This window comes from Pseudomonas sp. GW821-FHT01D09, assembly GCF_059422465.1.
Window position 1 is genome coordinate 25415 of sequence record NZ_JBWKWY010000040.1, and the last position, 20918, is coordinate 46332.

General features: G+C 63.4%; 20 protein-coding genes. 3 read left to right on the forward strand and 17 right to left on the reverse strand.

The window, feature by feature from the left end; genetic code table 11:
* Nucleotides 1-126 precede the first annotated feature (126 nt).
* Nucleotides 127-852: an SDR family oxidoreductase gene (locus tag AC07W7_RS24455; protein ID WP_099168504.1), complete on the forward strand. Its 726-nt coding sequence runs from the start codon at nucleotides 127-129 to the stop codon at nucleotides 850-852.
* Here the strand turns inward: AC07W7_RS24455 and AC07W7_RS24460 are convergent.
* From AC07W7_RS24460 to AC07W7_RS24505, 10 genes are all read right to left on the reverse strand, one after another.
* Nucleotides 849-1853 (reverse strand): LacI family DNA-binding transcriptional regulator, encoded by a 1005-nt coding sequence (locus AC07W7_RS24460; RefSeq protein WP_099168503.1) that lies wholly within the window; start codon nucleotides 1851-1853, stop codon nucleotides 849-851. The genes AC07W7_RS24455 and AC07W7_RS24460 overlap by 4 nt on opposite strands.
* 50 nt (nucleotides 1854-1903) lie before the next feature.
* Nucleotides 1904-2767 carry a LysR family transcriptional regulator gene (locus tag AC07W7_RS24465; RefSeq protein WP_076961423.1) on the reverse strand — a complete coding sequence of 288 codons (864 nt, stop codon included), beginning with the start codon at nucleotides 2765-2767 and terminating at the stop codon, nucleotides 1904-1906.
* Between the two features lie 111 nt (nucleotides 2768-2878).
* Nucleotides 2879-4282, reverse strand: a complete 1404-nt coding sequence (locus tag AC07W7_RS24470; RefSeq protein ID WP_495040274.1) for an amidase — start codon at nucleotides 4280-4282, stop codon at nucleotides 2879-2881.
* Nucleotides 4279-5553 (reverse strand): Zn-dependent hydrolase, encoded by a 1275-nt coding sequence (locus AC07W7_RS24475; protein ID WP_495040275.1) that lies wholly within the window; start codon nucleotides 5551-5553, stop codon nucleotides 4279-4281. Before AC07W7_RS24475 ends, AC07W7_RS24470 begins: the two co-directional genes overlap by 4 nt.
* A 13-nt stretch (nucleotides 5554-5566) precedes the next feature.
* On the reverse strand, nucleotides 5567-6262 hold the full coding sequence (locus tag AC07W7_RS24480; protein WP_076961426.1) for an ABC transporter ATP-binding protein: 696 nt from the start codon (nucleotides 6260-6262) through the stop codon (nucleotides 5567-5569).
* Nucleotides 6262-7011 (reverse strand): ABC transporter ATP-binding protein, encoded by a 750-nt coding sequence (locus AC07W7_RS24485; protein ID WP_495040276.1) that lies wholly within the window; start codon nucleotides 7009-7011, stop codon nucleotides 6262-6264. Before AC07W7_RS24485 ends, AC07W7_RS24480 begins: the two co-directional genes overlap by 1 nt.
* Nucleotides 7008-8018 carry a branched-chain amino acid ABC transporter permease gene (locus tag AC07W7_RS24490; RefSeq protein ID WP_495040277.1) on the reverse strand — a complete coding sequence of 337 codons (1011 nt, stop codon included), beginning with the start codon at nucleotides 8016-8018 and terminating at the stop codon, nucleotides 7008-7010. The genes AC07W7_RS24485 and AC07W7_RS24490 overlap by 4 nt, the downstream gene beginning before the upstream one ends.
* 1 nt (nucleotide 8019) lies before the next feature.
* Entirely contained in the window at nucleotides 8020-8880 is an 861-nt protein-coding gene (locus tag AC07W7_RS24495) for a branched-chain amino acid ABC transporter permease (RefSeq protein ID WP_099168497.1), read from the reverse strand.
* Between the two features lie 68 nt (nucleotides 8881-8948).
* Nucleotides 8949-10151, reverse strand: a complete 1203-nt coding sequence (locus AC07W7_RS24500; RefSeq protein ID WP_495040278.1) for an ABC transporter substrate-binding protein — start codon at nucleotides 10149-10151, stop codon at nucleotides 8949-8951.
* A gap of 208 nt (nucleotides 10152-10359) precedes the next feature.
* Nucleotides 10360-11127: a FadR/GntR family transcriptional regulator gene (locus AC07W7_RS24505; protein ID WP_495040279.1), complete on the reverse strand. Its 768-nt coding sequence runs from the start codon at nucleotides 11125-11127 to the stop codon at nucleotides 10360-10362.
* Nucleotides 11128-11436: 309 nt separating this feature from the next.
* On the opposite strand from AC07W7_RS24505, the gene AC07W7_RS24510 reads away from it, so the two are divergent.
* Nucleotides 11437-12342 (forward strand): LysR family transcriptional regulator, encoded by a 906-nt coding sequence (locus AC07W7_RS24510; protein WP_076961432.1) that lies wholly within the window; start codon nucleotides 11437-11439, stop codon nucleotides 12340-12342.
* On the opposite strand, the gene AC07W7_RS24515 is transcribed toward AC07W7_RS24510, so the two are convergent.
* From AC07W7_RS24515 to AC07W7_RS24535, 5 genes are all read right to left on the reverse strand, one after another.
* Nucleotides 12339-13028, reverse strand: coding sequence for an alpha/beta hydrolase family protein (locus AC07W7_RS24515; protein ID WP_495040280.1), 690 nt, complete (start codon nucleotides 13026-13028; stop codon nucleotides 12339-12341). The two genes, AC07W7_RS24510 and AC07W7_RS24515, sit on opposite strands and share 4 nt — an antisense overlap.
* 192 nt (nucleotides 13029-13220) lie before the next feature.
* Entirely contained in the window at nucleotides 13221-14567 is a 1347-nt protein-coding gene (locus AC07W7_RS24520; protein ID WP_495040281.1) for an OprD family outer membrane porin, read from the reverse strand.
* Between the two features lie 92 nt (nucleotides 14568-14659).
* Nucleotides 14660-16012 carry a citrate-proton symporter gene (locus AC07W7_RS24525; RefSeq protein ID WP_076961435.1) on the reverse strand — a complete coding sequence of 451 codons (1353 nt, stop codon included), beginning with the start codon at nucleotides 16010-16012 and terminating at the stop codon, nucleotides 14660-14662.
* A gap of 95 nt (nucleotides 16013-16107) precedes the next feature.
* Nucleotides 16108-17496 (reverse strand): amidase, encoded by a 1389-nt coding sequence (locus AC07W7_RS24530; RefSeq protein WP_495040282.1) that lies wholly within the window; start codon nucleotides 17494-17496, stop codon nucleotides 16108-16110.
* A gap of 230 nt (nucleotides 17497-17726) precedes the next feature.
* On the reverse strand, nucleotides 17727-19121 hold the full coding sequence (locus AC07W7_RS24535) for an aminotransferase-like domain-containing protein (protein WP_495040283.1): 1395 nt from the start codon (nucleotides 19119-19121) through the stop codon (nucleotides 17727-17729).
* Nucleotides 19122-19253: 132 nt separating this feature from the next.
* On the opposite strand from AC07W7_RS24535, the gene AC07W7_RS24540 reads away from it, so the two are divergent.
* A complete protein-coding gene (locus tag AC07W7_RS24540; protein WP_169864380.1) occupies nucleotides 19254-19883 on the forward strand; it encodes a LysE family translocator in 630 nt (209 codons plus the stop codon).
* Nucleotides 19884-19908: 25 nt separating this feature from the next.
* On the opposite strand, the gene AC07W7_RS24545 is transcribed toward AC07W7_RS24540, so the two are convergent.
* Together AC07W7_RS24545 and AC07W7_RS24550 are read right to left on the reverse strand one after the other, a co-directional pair.
* Nucleotides 19909-20292 carry a hypothetical protein gene (locus AC07W7_RS24545; protein WP_076961439.1) on the reverse strand — a complete coding sequence of 128 codons (384 nt, stop codon included), beginning with the start codon at nucleotides 20290-20292 and terminating at the stop codon, nucleotides 19909-19911.
* A gap of 119 nt (nucleotides 20293-20411) precedes the next feature.
* A partial coding sequence (locus AC07W7_RS24550) for an RHS repeat-associated core domain-containing protein (RefSeq protein WP_495040284.1) occupies nucleotides 20412-20918 on the reverse strand: 507 nt, incomplete at its 5' end.

Genomic DNA, 20918 nt, shown 5'->3' on the forward strand with positions numbered 1-20918 from the left:
CCAAATGTGGGAGCGGGCTTGCTCGCGATAGCGCAGGTTCAGCCAGAAATAGATCGACTGACACTCCGCCATCGCGAGCAAGCCCGCTCCCACAAGGGTTCTCCATTGCATTCGAGACCGTAATCCATGACCACCACCTTCGACTTCACCCACCAGCGTATCCTCGTCACTGGCGCCACCAGCGGCATTGGCCGGGAAATCGCCCTGCAACTGCTCGCCAGCGGCGCCCAGGTCTTCGCCATTGGCCGTGACGCCAACGCACTCGCACAATTGGGCTGCGAAACCCTGTGCCTGGACATCGCCAACAGCCCCGCCCTGGACCTGGCCCTCAAGGACCTGCCGCCCATGCATGGCCTGGTCAATTGCGCCGGGATCTCGCGCCTGGAACCGGCCGCGGCGATCAGTAGCGCCGCTTTCGACCAGGTGATGAACGTCAACGCCCGCGCCGCCGCGCAAGTCGCCAGCCGGGTGGCGGCAGCGATGATCGCGGCAGGCATCGCCGGCAGTATCGTCAACGTCTCCAGCCAGGCCTCGCTGGTGGCGCTGGACGATCACCTCGGCTATTGCGCGTCCAAGGCCGCGCTGGATGCAATCACCCGCGTGCAATGTGCCGAATGGGGGCGTTTCGGGATCCGGGTCAATAGCGTCAACCCCACCGTGACCCTCACGCCCATGGCGCAACAGGCCTGGTCCGACCCGGCCAAGCGCGACCCGGCGCTCGCGGCGATACCCTTGGGACGCTTCGCCCAGCCGCACGAAGTGGCATTGCCGGTGCTGTTCCTGTTGAGCGAGGCGGCGAGCATGATCAGCGGGGTCAGCCTGCCCATCGACGGCGGCTATACTAGCCGCTAGCCGTTCTCCAGTTTGCCGGCGATCACTACCTTGTCCCGTGGCTTGTACGGGTCTTGCAGGCGGTCGAGCAACAGGCGCACCGCACTGCTGCCGGCCAGCGACGCATCGTGGGCCACGCAGGCAATCGGCACGCCGAAGATATCGGCAAAGGGCAGGCGGTCGATGCCGCAGATGGTCAGGCTATCGTGGGGGATATTGTGCATGCGCAAGGCGCGCAGGGCGCCCAGGGTGATCAACTGGTTGAAGCCCATGATCGCATCCGGCGCGGCGTGGGCGGCCAGGTAGTCGAGGGTGTGCAGGTAGGAGGGCATTAAGGTGTAGTCGCCGGCGCGCACTTGGACCTGCACTTGGGGATGCTCGGCCAGTACTTCGCGCAGGCCCTTGAGGCGTTCCACGGTGATCCGCGAATGCTCAGGCCCGGTCAGCACCAGCAGGCGCTTGAGCGCCGGGTTGTGGCGCAACAGGTACTGCGCGGCCTCGATCCCGCTGTGGTAGTTGTCCAGCACCACGCGGCTGAACGGGCTGTCGTGGATCGTGCGGTCGAGCAGCACCACCGGGGTCTTGCCGTTGCCCAGGCGCTCCAGGTAATCGGGCTGGTAGTCGGGCTCGTCGGAGACCGGCGACAGGATGATCCCGGCCACGCGATAACCGAGCAGGGTGTCCACGGCCTTGCTTTCCAGTTCCTCCAGCTCGTCGGTGTCCACCAGCATGATGGTGTAGCCGTGCTTCTTCGCCTCGCGGGAAATCGCCTTGATCATTTCGCTGTAGAACGGGTTGTCCACCGATGCGGTGATCACCCCGATGATCAGGCTTTCACTGCGCTTGAGCCCGCGGGCAAAGGCGTTGGGCACGTAGTCCAGCTCACGCGCCACCTCAAGGATTCGCGCCAGGGTGGCGGGCTTGACCAGGTCGGGCTTGCTCAACGCCCGCGACACCGTGATGGTGGTCATATTGACCCGTTTGGCGATGTCGCTGATGGTGACGGATTTTTTCTTGTTCATTGGCAGGTGGGACCAGGAGAAAACATCAGGAGGCTAACATGGGCACTGGTTCAAAGCACCGGATCCCAGCGTTGCGACCAGTCGCTCTGGGCCTTGACCACCCCACGCAGCAGCACCAGGGCCTGTTGCAGGATCGCCGAATCGCGCTCGCGCGAGTACACCAGGTAAGTCGGGAAACTGAACTCCGGGGCCTTGGGCACGCGCTCCATCACCCCGCTTTCGAGGTAACTCTGCACCACCCGTGTGCGGAAATAGCCGCTGCCGCCGTTCTCCAGGATGTACTGCAAGGCCAGCGGCCCGAGGTTGAAACTCACGGCGGCGCGGGCCTTGTCCGGCAGGGCCGCATCATGTTGCTGGCGAAAGCCCGGGCCCCAGTCGATATACACATAGGGATCGGGGTGGGCGGCCAGGCGCACCAGGATCAGTTTTTCTTCCAGTACCTGCTCCACCTGCAATCCCGGCCAGTACTGCGGTTGGAACACCAGCGCGGCGTCCAGCCCGCCCAGCTCCAACTGGCGCAACAGGTATTCGCCGTCACGCACTTCGGTGCGCAGCGCATGGCTGGGGATGTGTTCACGCAGGGCCTTGGCCCAGCCGAGCATCAGCGGGTTGCACAGGCTGACTTCGCCGCCGATATGCAACACATTGCGGTAGCCCTCGGGCAACGGCAGGTCGCGGCGCGCCGCTTCCCAGGTTTGCACCAGTTGGTTGGCATACACCACAAACGCCTCGCCATCCGCCGTCAAGCGCGCCCCGGCGCGGTTGCGCACAAACAGCGTGCTGTCGAGCTGGCTTTCGAGCTTTTGCACACGTGCGGTAATGGCGGTCTGGGTGACGTGCAGTTTCTCGGCGGCGGCGGCCAGGCTGCCGCAGCGGGTGATTTCCAGGAAAGTGCGTGCCAGTTCGATGTCCATGTCGGCTCCGGAGGGGGTGGAGGGACATTGTAGTGTGACAATCGCAGATCAGTCTGTGAAATGCGATTGAGTGTGGGAGCAGGCAAGCCAGCTCCCACATTGGATTGGGTGTCAGCCCAGGTCTTTCGGTGCTTGCAGGTGCTGGGTCGGAAACGCCCGGGCATACGCCTGGCACACCCTTAACACCTGCTCATCGGCAAACCGCGCGCCCACCACATGCAAGCCCACCGGCAAGCCATTGGCTGCCAGCCCGCAGGGCACGGAGGCCGCCGGTTGTTGGGTGAGGTTGAACGGATAGCTGAACGGCGTCCACTCCATCCACTCGCCCAGTCCCGAGCCCGGTGGCACGTTGTGCCCCGCGTCAAAGGCGGTGATCGGCAGCATCGGCGAGACCAGGAGGTCGTAGTGCTCATGGAACGCCGCCATGCGCGCCACCAGTACCGCCCGTGCTTCCAGGGCCGCGTTGAAGTCGTCCAGGCTGAGGCGTTCGCCCTGTTGCGCAATGCGCAGCAGGCCGGGGTCGAGCAGGTCGCACTGGGCGCCGGTCAGCTGCCCGGTCAGGCGCGCCGCGCCAGCACACCACAGGGTACTGAATATCTCCAGCGGGTCGCTGAAGCCCGGGTCGATCTGTTCCACCTGCGCCCCCAGTTGCACCAGGCCCGCGACTGCCTGTGCGACCACCTTGGCCACCTGCGGATCGACGTTCACGTAGCCAAAGTCCGGGCTGTAGGCGATACGCAGGCCCTTCAGGTCGCTGCCCGGGGTGAGCCACGGCGTGTTGCGTGGCGCGCCGATCAGGCCGTCGCGGGCGTCCGGGTGGGCCACGGTTTGTAGCATCAGCACTGCATCTTCCACGGTGCGGGTCATCGGCCCCAGGTGCGAGAGGATGGTCATGGAGCTGGCCGGCCATTGCGGCACGTAGCCAAAGGTCGGCTTGATGCCGAAGGTGCCGGTAAAGGCGCAAGGAATGCGGATCGAGCCGCCAGCATCGCTGCCCTGGTGCAGCACGCCAAGGTTCAGCGCCGCCGCCGCGCCCGCGCCGCCCGACGAGCCGCCCGCCGTGGTACGCGTGTCCCAGGGGTTGCGGGTGATGCCGTACAGCGGGTTGTCGGTCACGCCTTTCCAGCCGAATTCCGGGGTGGTGGTCTTGCCCAGCAACACCGCACCGGCCTTACGCATAAACGCCGAAAACGGCGCATCGACGTCCCACGGCCCGGCGGCGGATGAGGTGCGTGAGCCCTTGCGCGTGGGCATGCCGGCCGTCAGGGTCAAATCCTTGATCGACGCCGGCACCCCGTCCAATGCGCCGCAAGGCTGGCCCTTGAACCAGCGTTGTTCCGAAGCCCGGGCGGCGTTCAAGGCGCCCTCGGGGTCGACATGGCAGTAGGCGTTGACCAGCGGGTTGTAGCGCTCGATGCGCAGCAAGGTGTCTTCAGTCACTTCCAGCGGCGACAGGCTTTTATCCCGGTAGCGCGCCAGCAGTTCCCCGGCCGTCAGGTGGGCGATCTCCGTCATGCTGCTTCACCTCCCTGTTGCGCGGCATTGACCATGGCCCGCAGCAACACCGCGCAGCCGGCGGCCAGGTCATCCGGCGCGGCGTTTTCGATTTCGTTGTGGCTGATGCCGCCTTCGCACGGCACAAAAATCATCCCGGCCGGGCCCCGTTCGGCGACAAAAATCGCATCGTGCCCGGCGCCGCTGACGATATCCATATGGCTCAAGCCCAGCACACTGGCCGCATCGCGCACGGCGTTGACGCAAGAGGGATGAAAGTCCAGCGGCGGGAAGTCGGCGGTGGGCGTCAGTTCATAGCTCAGGCCATGTTGCTTGGCCGTGGCCTCGATCACCTCACGCACTTCATCGACCATCGCTTGCAGCTTGTCGGCATGCAGATGGCGCAGGTCGATGGTCATCTGCACCTGGCCGGGAATCACGTTGCGCGAGCCCGGGTGCAGGCTCAGGCAGCCCACGGTTCCGCAGGCATGGGGTTGTTGCTCATGGGCAATCCGGTTGACCGCGCTGACCACCTGCGCGGCACCCACCAGGGCGTCCTTGCGCAGGCGCATGGGCGTGGGGCCGGCGTGGGCCTCGACGCCGGTGAAGGTCAGGTCGAACCACTTCTGGCCCAGGCAGCCCATGACCACGCCAAGGGTGATGGCCTGGTCTTCCAGCACCGGGCCCTGTTCGATATGTGCCTCGAAATAGGCCCCCACCGGGTGCCCGAGTACCGCACGCGGGCCGGCGTAGCCAATGCGCTGCAACTCGGCGCCCACCGACAGGCCTTGCTCGTCCTGCTTGTCGAGGGTCTCCTGCAGGTCGAACTTACCGGCAAATACCCCGGAGCCCATCATGCACGGCGGGAAGCGCGAGCCTTCCTCGTTGGTCCACACCACCACTTCAATCGGCGCCTGGGTTTCCACCCCCAAGTCATTCAAGGTGCGGATCACTTCCAGGCCGGCCATCACCCCATAGCAGCCGTCGAACTTGCCGCCGGTGGGTTGGGTGTCGATATGGCTGCCGGTCATCACCGGAGGCAAATCCGGGTTAAGTCCGGCGCGGCGCGCGAAGATATTGCCGATGGCATCCACACTGACCCTGCACCCGGCCGCCGTGCACCACTGCACAAACAGGTCGCGGGCCTGGCGGTCGAGGTCGGTCAGGGCCAGACGGCACACGCCGCCCTTGGCTGTGGCGCCGAGCTGGGCCAGGTCCATCAAGGATTGCCACAGGCGGTCGCGGTTGACCAGCAGGGCGTTGCTCGGCAGCGGTTGCGCAAAACTATTCATCAGCAGTCTCCGGTCAGGCACTCAGGGCCAGGTAGCGGTTCTTGATCGTCGGGTCGGCCCGAAAGGCCTCGGCGCTGCCTTCGTAGACCACGCGGCCCTGTTCGAGCACGTAGTGGCGGTCGGCAAGCTTGTCGCAGACCAGCAGGTTCTGTTCCACCAGCAGCACTGGCAGGCCGTCGTCCTTGATCTTGCGCAGGATCTTCACCAACTCGTCGACGATCACCGGGGCCAGGCCCTCGGTGGGTTCGTCGAGGATCAGCAGCTTGGGATCGTTGAGCAGGGCGCGGGCGATGGCGAGCATCTGCTGCTCACCACCGGACAGCGCATGCCCGGCGTTTTTGCGCCGTTCCTTGAGGCGCGGGAACATCGCGTACACGTCCTCCAGCTGCCAGCGGCTGGTCTTGCGCACGGCGATGCGCAGGTTTTCCTCTACCGTGAGCAGGCGGAAGATCCCGCGGTTCTCCGGCACCAGCGCTAATCCCTGGCGGGCAATTTCAAAGATTTTCTGCCCCACCAGTGGTTGGCCGTTGAAGTGAATCTGCCCCTGGCGCGGGCAGATAATCCCCAGAATGCTGCGCAGGGTGGTGGTCTTGCCCGCGCCATTACGTCCCAGCAGGGTCACCAGTTCGCCGGGGTTGACTGTCAGGGACACGCCCTCGAGGACGTGGCTCTTGTCGTAGTAGGAATGGATATTGTCGACGGTCAGCATCAGGCGGCCTCCCCCAGGTAAGCACTGCGCACGCGTTCGTCGGCGCGCACGAATTGCGGCGTGCCCTCGACCAGGATCTGCCCGTGGCTCATCACGGTGATGCGTTGGCTGATGGACATGACGATGCTCATGTTGTGCTCGATCAGCAGCATCGTATGGTCGCGGCCCAGGTCGCTGATCAGTTGGGTCATGATCGGAATATCGTCGATGCCCATGCCCGACGTGGGTTCGTCGAGCATCAACAGCTTGGGCCTGGAGCAGATCGACATGCCCACCTCCAGCACCCGTTGCTGGCCGTGGGACAACTCGCCGGCCAGGGTCTCGGCGCGGGCGGTGAGTTGCAGGCGTTCCAGGACCTGGTCGGCCATCTCCAGGTGTTCACGTTTGCTGTCCACGCGGCGCCAGAAGTTCAGGGCGCGTGCGCCGTCACGGCCCTGGGCGGCCAGGCGCAGGTTTTCGCGCACGCTGAGGTTCTGGAACAGGCTGGTGAGCTGGAACGAACGGGCCATGCCCAGGCCGACACGGCCGTGGGCCGGTTTGCGCATCAGGTTCTGGCCGTCGAAGTGGATTGCACCTGCGGTGGCCTGGCGCTCGCCGGTCAGGCAGTGAAACAGGCTGGTCTTGCCGGCGCCGTTGGGGCCGATAATGGTGTGGATGGTGCCGGCTTCGACCTTGAGGTTGACGCCGTTGACAGCATGGAAGGCGCCGTAGGCCAGTTCCAGGTCTTTGGTTTCCAGCAGGATGCTCATAGCAGCTCCTCCTTGGTCACGACGGCGGCCTTGCGGCTACCCCGCACACGTTCAAACAACGACGACAGGCCGCCCCACAAGCCGCCGCGCATAAAGATCACCACCAGGATCAGGATCACCCCCAGCAGCATCAGCCAGCGCGGCCACAGATCGGAGAGAAAGTCCCCCAGCAACACAATGGCACCGGCCCCCAGCAACGAGCCGAACAGCGAGCCGGTGCCGCCGACAATGGTCATGATCAGGATGTTCTCCGACATCACCAGGTCGATATTGGACAGCGGCACAAAGTGCAGCAGCATCGCGTACAGCGCCCCGGCAATCCCGGTAACCGCGCCAGACAGCACAAACACCAGGATCTTGAAGTGGCGCGTGTCGTAGCCGATGGCCGAGGCGCGGGTTTCGTTTTCGCGGATCGCCATCAGCGTGCTGCCGAATGGCGAGGCGATGACCCGGCGTGCGCCGATAAAGATCAGCAGGAACAGCACCGCGACGAACCCGTAGAACACCCGGGCGTCGGCCAGGGACAGCAGCACCGTGTCACCGATACGGATTTGCGGGCGCGGCACACTGAGCAGGCCGTTGTCGCCGCCGGTCCAGCCGCTCAGGGTGTAGGCCAGGAAGTAGGCCATCTGGCTGAAGGCCAACGTCAGCATCACGAAGTAGATACCGGTGCGGCGGATCGCCAGGGCGCCCACCAGGAACGCCAGGAACCCGCCGACCAGGGCCGCGCCGAGCAGCGCGCTGAACAGGCCCAGTTGCAGGTGGATCATCAGCAAGGCGGCGCAATAGGCGCCGGCGCCGAAGAAGATACCCTGGCCGAACGACAGCAGCCCGGTGTAGCCCAGCAACAGGTTGCAGGCCAGGGCGGCGAGGGCAAAGATCAGGATCTCGGTGGCCAGGGTCGCCGAGGGCAATATCAACGGCAGGCCGATCAACACCGCCAGCACCCACAGCAACATGGCCTTGGATTGGGTCTTGGCAAACGGCAGGGGGTTTTTCTCGCTCATCTCAGGCTCTCCCGAACAGGCCGTAAGGGCGCACCAGAATCACCACGGCCATGGCGCCGTAGATCATCAGGCTTGCGCCTTGGGGCCACAGGGTGGTCATCAGGCTTTGCACCACGCCCACCAGCAAACCGCCCACCAGGGCGCCGCTGAACGAGCCCATGCCGCCGATCACCACCACCACAAAGGCGATGCCGAGGATTTCCGGGCCGACAAAGGGCTGGGCGCCACGCAACGGGGCAAAGAGCACCCCGGCGACCCCGGCCAGGGCCACGCCGAGGGCGAAGGTCATGGAGAACAGGCGGAAAATATTGGTGCCCAGCAGCGACACGGTCTCGGTGCTTTCACTGCCGGCCCGCACCAGGGCGCCAAAGCGCGTGCGCTCCAGCAGCAGCCACAGGCCCAGGCCCACCAGCCCTGAGAACACAATCAAAAACAGGCGGTAGTAGGGGTACACGAAGTCGCCGACCACCAGCACCCCGCGCAGCAGTTCCGGCACGGCGACGCTCTTGCCCACCGGGCCCCAGATCATCACGCTGGCTTCCTGGATGATCAGCGCGATGCCCAGGGTCACGAGGATCTGGAACATGTGTGGCAGGTGGTAGATGCGCTGGATCAATAATCGCTCGATCAGCCATGCCAGCGCGGCCACCACCAGGGGCGCGATCAGCAGGGCCAGCCAGAAGCTGCCGGTGAGGCTGACGGCGGTGTAGCAGATGTACGCCCCCAGCAGAAAAAACGCGCCGTGGGCGAAGTTGACGAAGTTCAGCAGGCCGAAAATGATCGTCAGCCCGACCGCAATCAGGAAGTAGATCATCCCCAGGCCCAGGCCGTTGAGAATCTGGAACAGGTAAAGATTGAGCATGCAAGAATCCTCCAACAGGCAGTCGCGGTCAACGGCCCTGTCGTGTGTGACCGGTGAAAGTGGGCGGATCAGCCGAGCGTGCAGCCCGTGGCTTCTACCGGTGGGAACGACTGGCCGGCGCTGAGGACCTTGGCCAGGTCATCCTTGTCGGCCATGTCGCCCGTGGCCTTGCCCACCAGCAGGTAGTAATCCTTGATCACCTGGTGGTCGCCGGCGCGGATCGTTTCCTGGCCGGTCGGGCCGTCGTAGCTCAGGCCCTGCATGGCCTTGGCCACGGTGGGGCCGTCGAAGCTGCCGGTGGCCTTGATGGTGTCGAGCATGACCTTGGTGCTGATGTAGTCGGCGGCCAGCGGGTAGGTGGGGTTGATCCCGTATTTGGCCTGGGTCAGCTTGACCAGCTCGCGGTTGAGCGGGGTATCGACCTGGTGCCAGTACTGCGCGCCGAGGTACACGCCTTCGAGTACATCACTGCCCAGTTCCTGGAACTGGTCGAGGCCGGCGGACCACACCAGCAGCACTTTCATGCGCTCCTTGATGCCGAAATTGACGGCCTGGCGCAGGGTGTTGGAGGACTGGCTGCCGAAGTTGAGCAACACCAGCACGTCGGGCCGGGCGGCGATGGCGTTGGTCAGGTAGCCGGAGAACTCCTGCTCCTGCAAGGAGTGATAGCTGTTGCCCACATGCTCCAGGCCGCTCTCGGCCAGTACGCTCTTGGCGCCTTCGAGCAGGGCTTCGCCGAACACGTATTGCGGGGTGATGGTGTACCAGCGCTTGGCCTCGGGCAACAGCTTGATCAGCGGCACCAGGGTTTCGCGGATCGCGCCATAGGTGGGCACCGACCAGCGGAAGGTCGCGCCGTTGCAGTCCTTGCCGGTGACTTCGTCGGCGCCCACCGGGGTCATGAACACTCCGCCCACCTTATCGACTTCCTTGGCCACCGCCAGCGCCGAGGACGACAGGGTACAGCCCTGGAAGAACCGCGCGCCGTCCTGGCCGATTGCCTCCTGGACCTTACGCACCGCCTTGCCGGCGTTGCCTTCGGTGTCGATCACCTTGTAGTTCAGTGGGCGCCCCAACAAGTCTGAGTACTGCGCCACGGCCAGGCGTGAACCCATGTCGGCAAACTTGCCATAGCTGGCAAAGGCGCCAGACATGGACTTGAGGCCGTAAAAGGTAAACGGTTCGGCGGCGAATGCCCCGCGCACGCCCAGCGGAAGGCTGAGCGCGGCGGCGGCGGTGAGGCTGGCTTTCAACAACGTACGACGCTGCATGGGGTGACTCCCTGGTTTAGTTATTGGCAGGAGTGGCAATGGCGATACGGTGGAGCACGGCCTGTGGGCAGGCCTTTTTTATTGAAGTCAAACACGGTCAAAACTGTAGGAGCTGGCTTGCCTGCGATAGCGGTTGATCAGTTGAGAAAATTTGCCTGACCGACCGCTATCGCAGGCAAGCCAGCTCCTACAGGGATTTGTGGTGTGTTCAGGAGTGGTCGAACTCCAGCAAAAAATGCGGGCTGACCTGGCCTTCCAGCGCGGTCATGTGGTGTTCGGCGTCGCACATATGTTCATGCATCAGGCTGCGCACCGCCGCTTCATCGCCGGCGCGAAAGGCGCTCAGCAGTTGCTTGTGATAGTCCAGGTTGGCCGCGTCGAACTGCTTGCGCTTGGGCTTGTAGGCCTTTTTCAGCACCACCAGGTCGCGCAGCAGGTCGTTGAGGAACTGCGCCATAAAACTCAGCAGCGGGTTGGGGCAGGCCCTGGCCAGCAGGTTGTGGAACTCCAGCTCCGCCAGGCGCTGCTCGCGCTGGCCGGCCTCGCTGTCTTCCGGGGCGCTGCAAAAGTCCACGTTGTCTTGCAGGGCGCGATAGTCGTCTTCGCTTAGGCGCCCCAGCACCGACACCGCCAGTTCCACCTCGATCACCTTGCGCAACTGGTACACCTGCTCGCCATCCAGGTGCTGGAAGTGCAGGTAGTTGCGCAAGGCGCGGCTGGCCGGCTCTGTGCCGGCCTGGTTCAGGTAGGCGCCCCCGGTGGGGCCGGTGCGGGTGTTGACCAGGCCTTCGACTTCCAGGGCCTTGAGCGCTTCGCGGGCCGAGCCCTTGGAGCATTGGAAGCTCTCCATCAATTCGCGCTCGGTGGGCAGGCGGTCGCCGGGCTTCAAGGCATCGGTGACGATCGAGCGCTTGACCGACTCGACAATCACATCGGAAAGCTTCTGGCGTTTGCGTCGCAGGGGGCGGCTGAGCATGGTTTTTAATTTATCGTATTAATGCGGATAAATAGCACTTAATAGGGGTTGGGGCGGGGCGTCAACGGCAGGGGTCGTTTTCAGTGGAAACAGGTCGTAAACCACCTTTGGACTAGCAGGCCAACTCAAATCAACTGTGGGAGCTGGCTTGCCTGCGATAGCGGTTTATCAACTGAGAAAATATTGCCTGACCCACCGCTATCGCAGGCAAGCCAGCTCCCACAGTTGAGGTGTCGTGTTCACAACATTGAGCCTGGCGCAGTAATTGCGTGCTATGTGGGTCCAGTCTTTGTGCAGGAGCACCCGAGCATGCAATTACGAGCCTTGCGGTATTTTCACGAGGTGGCGCGCTGCGCCTCGTTGCGTAAGGCGGCCGAGCGTTTGTACGTCACGCCCACTGCCGTCAGCCGGCAGATCGAACACCTGGAACACTTCTTTGGCGCCGCCCTGATTGAGCGCGGCCCGCGTGGTATCCGCCTGACGGTGGAGGGCGAGTGTCTGGCCGAACAGGTCACCAGCACCCTGCGCGGCCTCGACCAGGTGCGCGATGTGATCGCCAGCCGGCAAAGCCAGGTGGCGGGTAACATCAGCATCCATGTGTCAGAAAGTATCGTTTCCACGGTGTTGGCGCCGGTGCTCGCGGCGTTCTACCGGGCGCACCCCAAGGTCACGTTCAATATCGTGATTGCCAGCGCCTCGGCCACCCTGGATGCACTGTGCAGTGGCGAGGCCGACCTGGGCCTGGCGTTCTATCTGCAGGAGCGCGCCGATGTGGAGGTCACCGCGCAATGCGAGTTGTGGCACCGCGTGCTGGTCAGCGCCGAACACCCCTTTGCCCTGCGCGACAGCATTGAGCTGCGCGAGCTGGAAGGCCAACCCCTGGCCATCCCCGACTCGGCGTACGGCGTGCGCCAGGCCCTGGAAGCGGCGGCGAAAAAGCGTGGGGTGACGATCCAGCCGGTGTTTACCACCAGTTCCCTGGAAGTGCAGAAAAGCCTGGCCCGGCAACGGGCAGCGGTGTTGATCCTGCCCCAGGTGGATGCCGAGGCCCGCGACCTGGGCGATGGCCTGGTGGCGGTGCCGATTGCCGATGAGCACCTGGGGCGGATTCGCATCGACCTGTGCGGCTACCGCAACCGACCGCGCTCGGTGGCGGTGCTCAAGTGCCAGGAGATGCTGGCCAGCGCGATGCAGCGTTGCGCGCTGGTGGATTAGTCGGCCAGGCAACGGGCCGACGCTGGCGGCTGCCTGCCATGGGCCAGGTAGGTGCCGGCCCAGCGGTTTACGCACTGGCTGGCATCCGTGGTGGTGCTCTGTAGATACGGGCCCTTGAGCCGCAGGGTGGCGGGCAGTGTCGCGGAGGCCTGGGCGGTGGTGCCATCGGGCTCGATCAGCACCATGTGCTCGACGCGATCGGTAAACAATTGGGCGTACCCGGCCCCGAGGGCATTGCCCTGGGCAATGCCCAGGAAGCTGATCCGTGGCTCACCCAGTTGCTGGCGCACGAACTCCATGTCCCAGGCCGCTTGCTCGCTGGCCGGCCCATTGCGCGGGCTTAGCTCAATCACATCGTAGAAGCGTGTCAGCGTGCGGTACGCCTCGTTGTTGTAGTACTTCCACACCGTCGCCAGATGCACCGCGAACACCCCGCGCAAATCTGCCTGTGCCGTGGCCGGCCGCACGAAGATCACGCCCCGGCGTTCCAGGGGCTGCTGGGCCCCGACCCGGGTGATGGTCAGGCGATGGGGGCGTGTGCTGGGGGCCTGATGGTCCAGGGGCACGGTGACGATGCCGCACTGGGTGCGCGCCACCACCTCCTGGTCGAGGGCCCGCCCGGGCAGGCGCGGGCAATCGACCAGCCATTCGATACCCGGCGGCGTGGCCTGGCCGGGTGAACTCATGAGCATCATCCACCCACTGATGAGGCAAAGCGCTGCTGCTTTCAAAGGTTTCATCCGCGTTCCTGGGTAACCGTCCATAGGGACTGGTTTTTTACCAAGGTCGGCGGCGAACCAATGCCGGAGCAGTCGCATACAGGGTGTAAGAATTCTGAAGATTACCTATCGGCACTTGCTGGTGCCGACAGGCGGGTGTCAGAACAGGTTGATGGGAAAGTTACCGACGATCCTGAACTCGTCGTAGCTGCCGTCGATCTGCCCGCCACTGGCGCGGTGGTTGTAGACGATGGTGCGCAGTACGCTGTTTTTCAGCTTCCCGGACTGCACCACATACGCCAGCATCAAGCCGTTTTCGTTGTGCTTGGCGTTATCCAGGCCACGCACGTTGTAGCCCGTGTTGCGGCCGTTGCGATCGCCCTCATAGTGCGTGCCATCGATGCCCCAGCCCTTGGCGTGCCACAGGCTGGCCGTCAGGCCGGGCACGCCATAGGCCGCCAGGTCGATGTCGTAGCGCAGTTGCCAGGATTTTTCGTTGGGGCCGTTGTAGTCCGAGTACAACGAGTTGGCCATGTAGTTGCCGGTGGATTCCCACACATAGTCGAAGTACTCGTTGCCCAACACCTGTTGCCAGGCCAGGGTCAGGCTGTGGGCCTGGTGGTTGGCGGTCACGGCCAGGCTGGCGGCGTCGTTGTCGATGTAGCCCAGGCGCTGCTGGCCGGAGTCCCGGGTGTGGTAGTAGTGCAGGGCGGTCTTGAGGGCCAGCGTATTTTTGTCGCCGATACGGTGGGTCAGCCCCAGGTAGTACTGGTCCCACATGTCCTCGAAGCGTGAGCCGTAGAGGCTGGCTTCCAGGCCGTAGCCCGGCTTGAGCGTGGCCCCCAGGTAACTGATGCGCGCGCCGCTGTAGGCACGGTTGCCGAAGGTGGTGGTCAGGCGTTCGGCGCCACTGCCGGTGCGCGGGATGGCCCGGTCGAAACTGCCGCCCTGCACCGACAGCCAGTCCCGCTCGTTGCTGTACAGGCCCACGCCCTGGAAGCTGGACGGCAGGGCGCGGTTGTCCTTGTAGCGCAGGATCGGGTTGTCGGTCATCAAGCGCCCGACCTTGAGTTCGGTGTTGGACAGGCGCAACCGCACATCGCCCACCCCCAGCCGGCTCCAGGTCGGGAGCGCGTCGCCGTCGCTATCCACCAGCACGCGGTCGCCGCCATTGGCCACCTTGCCATGCCCGCGCTGCAGGTTGACCGCGCTGAAGACGCCTACATCCACCCCCACGCCAATCACGCCCTGGGTGTAGCCGGAGCTGTACTTGAGCATGGCGGTCTGCACCCAGGTCTCGCGCACGCGGGTGCGTTCGATACCGCCGGGTTTCTTGATGCTCAGGTAGGTACTGCGCTGGGTGTGCTGGTTGGAATAGTAGTGACGCAGGTTCAGGTCCAGGCTGCTGCCTTCGATAAAGCCGGGGGCGCTGGCCTGGGCGTTTTCTTGAGCATAAGCCTGGGTACCGGACGCCAGGGCGGCGGCCAGGAAAAGACGTGGATACATGGTCAATCCCCACACAAAGAAGAGTAAGGCGGCCGCTTAGGCCGGGCACTGTACCTGTGGCAAGCAGCCTTGCCACAGCAGGGATAAATCAATCAGCGCACCGGGGCTTCTGTGAGCCGGGTTTCGCGGGCCGGGGTGCCGGGCAGCACGGGCCGGGTTTCCTTGGCGAACCAGGCAGCGCTGAGGCACACCAGGTTGGCGATCAGCAGGTACCACACCGGTGACATCGGGTCGCCTGTGGTGCCGATCAGCCAGGTGATGATGATCTGCGCGGTGCCGCCAAACGCCGCCACACCAAAGGCGTAGACGATGGAGAAACCGGTGGAGCGCACGGATTTTGGGAAGCTCTCCACCAACAACACGATCAACGCCGCGCCGCTCATGCCATGCAGGCCCGAGAGCAGCGCCAGGGTCAGGAGGAAGGTCGCGGGGCTGGGGTGCTCGGTCATCAATTGCAAAGCCGGGAACAGGATCAGCAACAGCACCACCCGGGGCGTCATCAGGATCACCCGGCGCCCGAAGCGGTCGCACAACATGCCGCCGGCCACGGCGCACACCGCCATGGCCGCGCCGGCTACCAGGGTCGAGAGCATGGAAATACTGGTGGGCAGCTTCAGCTCGGTGAGGGCAAAGGTGGTCATGTAGTTGAGGAAGTACTGGGTGATGGTGCTGCCCGAGAGGATCAGCAGGCCCAGGACCAGGGCGCGCCGATGCTTGCCGCAGACTTCGCGCACCAGATCGCCGGTGCTGGTGGTTTCGCCCTGGCCGTGGAAGGTCTCGGCCAGGTTGCGGCGGATGTAGATCCCAATCGGCAACACCAGCAGGCCAAACACGAACGGCACGCGCCAGCCCCAGCTGTTGAGGTCTTCGGGGGACATCACTTGGGTCAGGGTATAACCCACCAACCCGGCGGCCATGGCGGCGACGCCCTGGGCCACCACTTGCCAGCAGGCATAGGTGCCGCGTTTGTGCGGCGGCGCGGCTTCCAGGATATAGGTGGTGGCGGGGCCGGCTTCACCGCCCCAGGCCAGGCCCTGAATCATGCGTGTCACCACCAGCAGGATCGGTGCGGCGATCCCGATGGTCTCGTAGCCGGGCAATATCGCAATACTGCCGGTGCCCACCGCCATCATCACCAGGGTCAGCAACATCGCCGGCTTGCGCCCGACGCGGTCGGCGTAGGCGCCAATCAGCACCGCACCCAGGGGCCGCACGATAAAGCCGATGCCAAAGGCCGTGACCGAGAGCATCAAGCTGACGAAGGCGCTGTCAGACGGGAAAAACGTGTGGCCGATCATTACCGCGAAGGTCGCGTAGACCCCAAAGTCGAAAAACTCCACGGCATTGCCCAGCACTACGGCGAAGATGCTCTTGCGCCCGGCATCCGGCGCCGGCGTTTGGTGTGTGTGCTCGGGACCCTCGCGAGTCAATTGTTCAGTGTGCATACCAGCCCCTCGGTTTTAGTTATAGGTCGTCCAGGCCCCGGCCTTGTGGCCAGGGAGCGGGCGTGTGGGTGGGCAGTTCGGTTACAGCGTCAAGGTCAGTTCGGGTTCGGCCATTGGTGGATTGCGCCACGCCAGCTCTCATAGGTTTTTGCGATTTGCAGCAGCCAGATATCGGCAAAGCGGGGGGCGATCATCTGCAGGCCGATGGGCATGCCATCGGCGGCAAAACCACAGTTGATCGACAGCGCCGGTTGCTCGCCCATATTCCAGGGCACGGTGAACACGATGTGTTCAAACGGTAATTGCGGGTCATTGCTCGGTGACGGCCATTCGGCGGGGAACGCGTTGACCTGGTTGGTGGGCGACAGGATCAGGTCCATGTCGCTGAAGGCCTGGGCGGTGCGGCGGCGCATCTCGAAGGTCTGGTTGAAGCCCTGCACGGCCTGCACGCCACTGATATCGGCACCGGGTGCGGCCCAGTCGCGGATGTACGGCAAGACCTTATCGAACTGCTCGCTGCTCAAGGCCGACAAGTCGCCCCATTGCCGGGCGCGCCAGAACTGGTCGAGGCCGTCGAGCTGGGCGCGGTCCATGATCGGCGGGATCAGCGTGACCTTGGCGCCATGGGCCTCGAACAGGCGCGCGGCATGCTCCACCGCGGCGCACACGAAACCTTCCGGTTGCAGGCCGGCACCGGGCTCCAGCATCAGGCCGACGCGCAGGCCCTTGACCGACAGCGGCTGGTTGCTCCACTCGCCGGTCAGCGGCGGCAGGCTGGTGGCGTCGCGGGCGTCGGGGCGGGCCAGGTGCTGCATCATCAGCACGCAGTCGTCTACCGTGCGGGTCATGGGCCCGGCGGTGCGGCCGGTGTAGTACGGGTCAATCGGGATACGCCCCAGTGTCGGCTTGAACCCCACCAGGCCGCACCAGGCGGCGGGCAAGCGCACTGAGCCGCCGATATCGGTGCCGATATGCAGCGGCCCGTAACCGGCGGCGGCCGCAGCGGCAGCGCCCGAGCTGGAACCGCCGGTGTTGTTGGCGGTATTCCATGGGTTGCGGGTGATGCCATGGAAGCTCGACAGGCCGGAGGAGAGCATGCCGAAATCCGGGACAGTGGTCTTGGCCAGCACAATCGCCCCGGCTTCCCGCATCCGCGCGGCGGGCGGGGCGTCCCTGAGGGCCGGGGTCAGGCGGGTGGCGGCGCTGCCGAGGGGAATCGGCGTGCCCTCGGTGGCCACCAGTTCCTTGATGGTCACGGGCACGCCATCGAGCACGCCATTGGGCTGGCCTTTGTTCCAACGCTCGGTGGAGGCCTGGGCTTGCCGGCGCACCTGCTCGGGATCGAAGGCATACAGGGCACGGATCTGCGGCTCCCAGCGGTCGATATGGCCCAGCAGGTGGTCGTAGTAGTCGATGGGGGAGAGCTGGCGGCTGGCGAAGCTTGCCAGCAATTGCGCGGCCGTGAGGTCGTGAAGGTCGGTCATTGAGCGCTTCCTGGTGATGGGCCCTGGGGCTCATGGCGGGTGGCTGTTGGTCTGGACTATATAAACCCTGGGCAGCAGCGACCATCACATTTGAAGCGGTACAGTGTTGCGTTTTTGTGTGCACTCGACATGAGCCCATGTGGGAGTGGGCTTGCCCGCGATGACTGACGATCAGTTGATACATGGGGGGGCTGACACACTGCTATCGCGGGTAAGCCAGCCACAGGGGATCAGCGCAACAATTGCTCGATGGCTTGCCGGACCCGTGGGTCATCACAATGCGCCACATTGAACCGCATAAAATCCCCCACGCCCGGCTCATACCCAAACAACGCCCCCGGCGCCAACACCATGCCGCGCTTGAGCCCCTCCTCGGCCAGTTGTTCCCCATTGACCCCGGCCGGCAGGCGCGCCCAGATAAACATCCCCGCCTCATAGCCCATGGGCAGTTCACAGCCACAGCGGCGCAGCCATTGCTCCACCCGGGTGCCCGCTTCCAACAGGCGCTGCACCATGCGCTTGCGGTGCCGGGCATAGCTGCCTTCACTGAGCAGGCGGTAGACCAGTTGCTCGAACAGCTCCGAGGTCACGCCGCCGCTCATCAACTTCATATTGGTCAGGTTGGCCGCCAGTTGCGGCGCGGCCACCACATAGCTGACCCGGGTATTGGCGCTGAGGGTTTTCGAGAAACCCGCCAGGTAGGTCACCTGCTCCAACCCGGCCAGTGCCGCCAGGCGGGGCGGCGGGTTGGGGTGCAGATCGCCGTAGAGGTCGTCCTCGATGATATGGCAGTGATACTGGCGCATCAGTTGCAGCAGCCCAAAGGCCTGGGCCGCGCTGAAGGAATGGCCGGTGGGGTTGTGCAGGATGCTGGTGGTCACATACAGGCTGGGCCGTTCTTCGGCGAGCAACTGCTCCAGGGCCGCCAGGTCGAACCCCTCCGGGCCGCGCGGCAGTGTCACCACCTTGACCCCATGCAACGCCAGGTTGGCGTGGAAGTTGAAATAGCACGGTGCATCCAGCAGCACCGTGTCGCCGGGGCGCGCCAGCAGGCGCATCAACATATCCAGGCCTTGCAGGGTGCTGGGTGTGGTGATGATCTGTTCCACCGGCACCGCCAGGCCATCGCCCTGCAGTTTTTGTTGCAGGGCCTGGCGCAGCGGCAGAAAACCCGCCGGCGTGCCCATGCCGGCCACGCGCAGGGAAGGGGCCCGCACCACACTGCGCAGGGCCTGGCGCAAGGCCTCGGAATCGAGCCAGTCTTCGGGTAGGTGGCCGCCACCGGGGCGCAGCTCGCCCTGGCCGGTCAGCATGGGACGGCGCAGCACGCTGAGCAAATCCTGGGGCAGCAGGTCCACCCAGTTGCTGGACGACGGCTGCGTCTGGCGCTGGGCGACAAAGTGCCCACGGCCCTGGCGCGAGGTCAGCAGATGTTGGCCACGCAGGCGGTCCAGGGCTTCATTGACCGTAAATTTTCCGACACCCAACTGCGCTCCCAGCTCACGCACCGACGGCAGTTTGCTGCCGGCGGCCAGTTCGCCTTGCTCGATAGCATGGGCGAAGGCCTCGACGATCTGCTGGACCTTGGGGGCGTGGTCGTGGAAGTGGATCTGCGGAAGGGGCATTGTGATGTCCTGAAAGTTTGCCGGTCACTTTGCCGGTAAAGCCTGCGTAAATAACCGCTGAGTTTACCTGCCCGGCACCGGATCTGCGCCCTAGACTGCGCAACATTCCTCCCCGTCGTGAAATTACCCACCATGGTCACTGCCCTTACGCTGTCGTCCTTCCTGTATTTCCTGGTGCTGTGCGCCACCCTGGCCTTCAGCCCCGGCCCTATGACCTTGCTGCTGCTGAGCCTGGGGCTGAAGGATGGCTTGCGCCATTCCTTGCCGGCCCAGTTCGGTGCCAGCGTGTCGTACCTGATTTCGATCCTGATCTTTGCCGTGGGCTTTTCCGAGTTGATCAAGGGCTACCCGCTGATTACCCAGGGCATCCAACTGGTGGGCGTGGCCTATATTCTCTACCTGGCCTACAAGCAATGGACCAGCAGTGGCGTGCAGATCAACACCGCCGGGCCAGGGCCGGAAACGCCCCGTGACCTGTTCGGCAAGGGCTTGCTTACCGGTTTGTCCAACCCCAAGGCAATCATCCTGTTCAGCGCAGTGTTCCCGCAGTTTGCCGCCGTCGGGCAGGCCAGCGCCGCCGGTGATATCGCCATCCTCGGCCTGACATTCCTGATCCTGCAGTTCGCCAGTGGCTGCCTGTACTGCTACTTCGGCCAGCGCATCAAACATGTGCTTGAGTCGCCGCGCAAACGGGTGCTGTTGCAGAAGGTCACGGCGGTGTTGTTGTTGATGGTGGCGATGTTGTTGGCTCGTGGCTCATGACTTGCGATCAAATAGCTTCGTCCTTTTATCTTAGCGAGTCTCCCCAACGCTCGCGAAATTCAACTTGTTCCTCGATATCACTCGTCAGATCATGTTCTTCGTAATCGAATATGCGCACCATTTCGGGGTCAGGCTCACCTAGTTTCATTTCATAGGCCACCAGTCCACCCGACATTGATGATGACATCGCAGAAGGGAAAACATTGATTTTTGAGCCTTTGCACAGGAACTTTATGTCGCTAAATTCCTTTCGTAGTAAACCAAATGAACGGAAAACATCCAATCCGGAGTATGTTTTTTTTGTTTGGTCGGAAAAGGTTATAAAAAGTGCACCGGTGTTTCGATCATATTCAACTGTTGCTTTTTCAATATTGCCTTTGTTGAGTATGCTTATTTCTATTTTTTTCATGAGTTACTTTCTATAAGGGTTTATTAAGCTGTAGTTTGCGCTTGTACCATCTTCGTTTACTGGGGTTGCACCTAATATGTCTTTTCGATCAATACGGTCGGGGATGGCTATTTCTTTTTCTATTTTGTAGTCGGATAGTATTCTAATTCTTTGTTGACGTCTCGACCGGGTATCTTTTTTAAGGTGTACAAAAAGCCATCTTCTAATCCGAAACTTGTTGCAAATGTCATACCTACGTCCCTTGAGGTTGAGGTGGGTACAAAGTTGCTTGGTGGATTCGTATTGTCTCTTGAATGCAAGAGCAGGTCCGTGCTTTTTCCTCTACTCTTGAATCCATGTTTAAAAATTTCATTTGGATGTCTGGAGTCGCCCCTGTAAAGATATTGTTTTTTCGTTGCGGGGGGCGGAGCGGAGGGCGCGCCCTCGTTGGTTTCTGTGTTGGTGGACGGGTTTTGGCCTTCAGTTACGGGCTCACATTTTTCTTTGCCCGGGCATGAGTTCAACCCCAACGGATCCACCCACCCCGTAGGGTTGGGCACATACAAATAACCGTTCAACCCACCGGCCAACTTCACCGGGTCGGGCGTCAGGTAGCGGCCATTATCTGGATTGTAGTAGCGATGCCG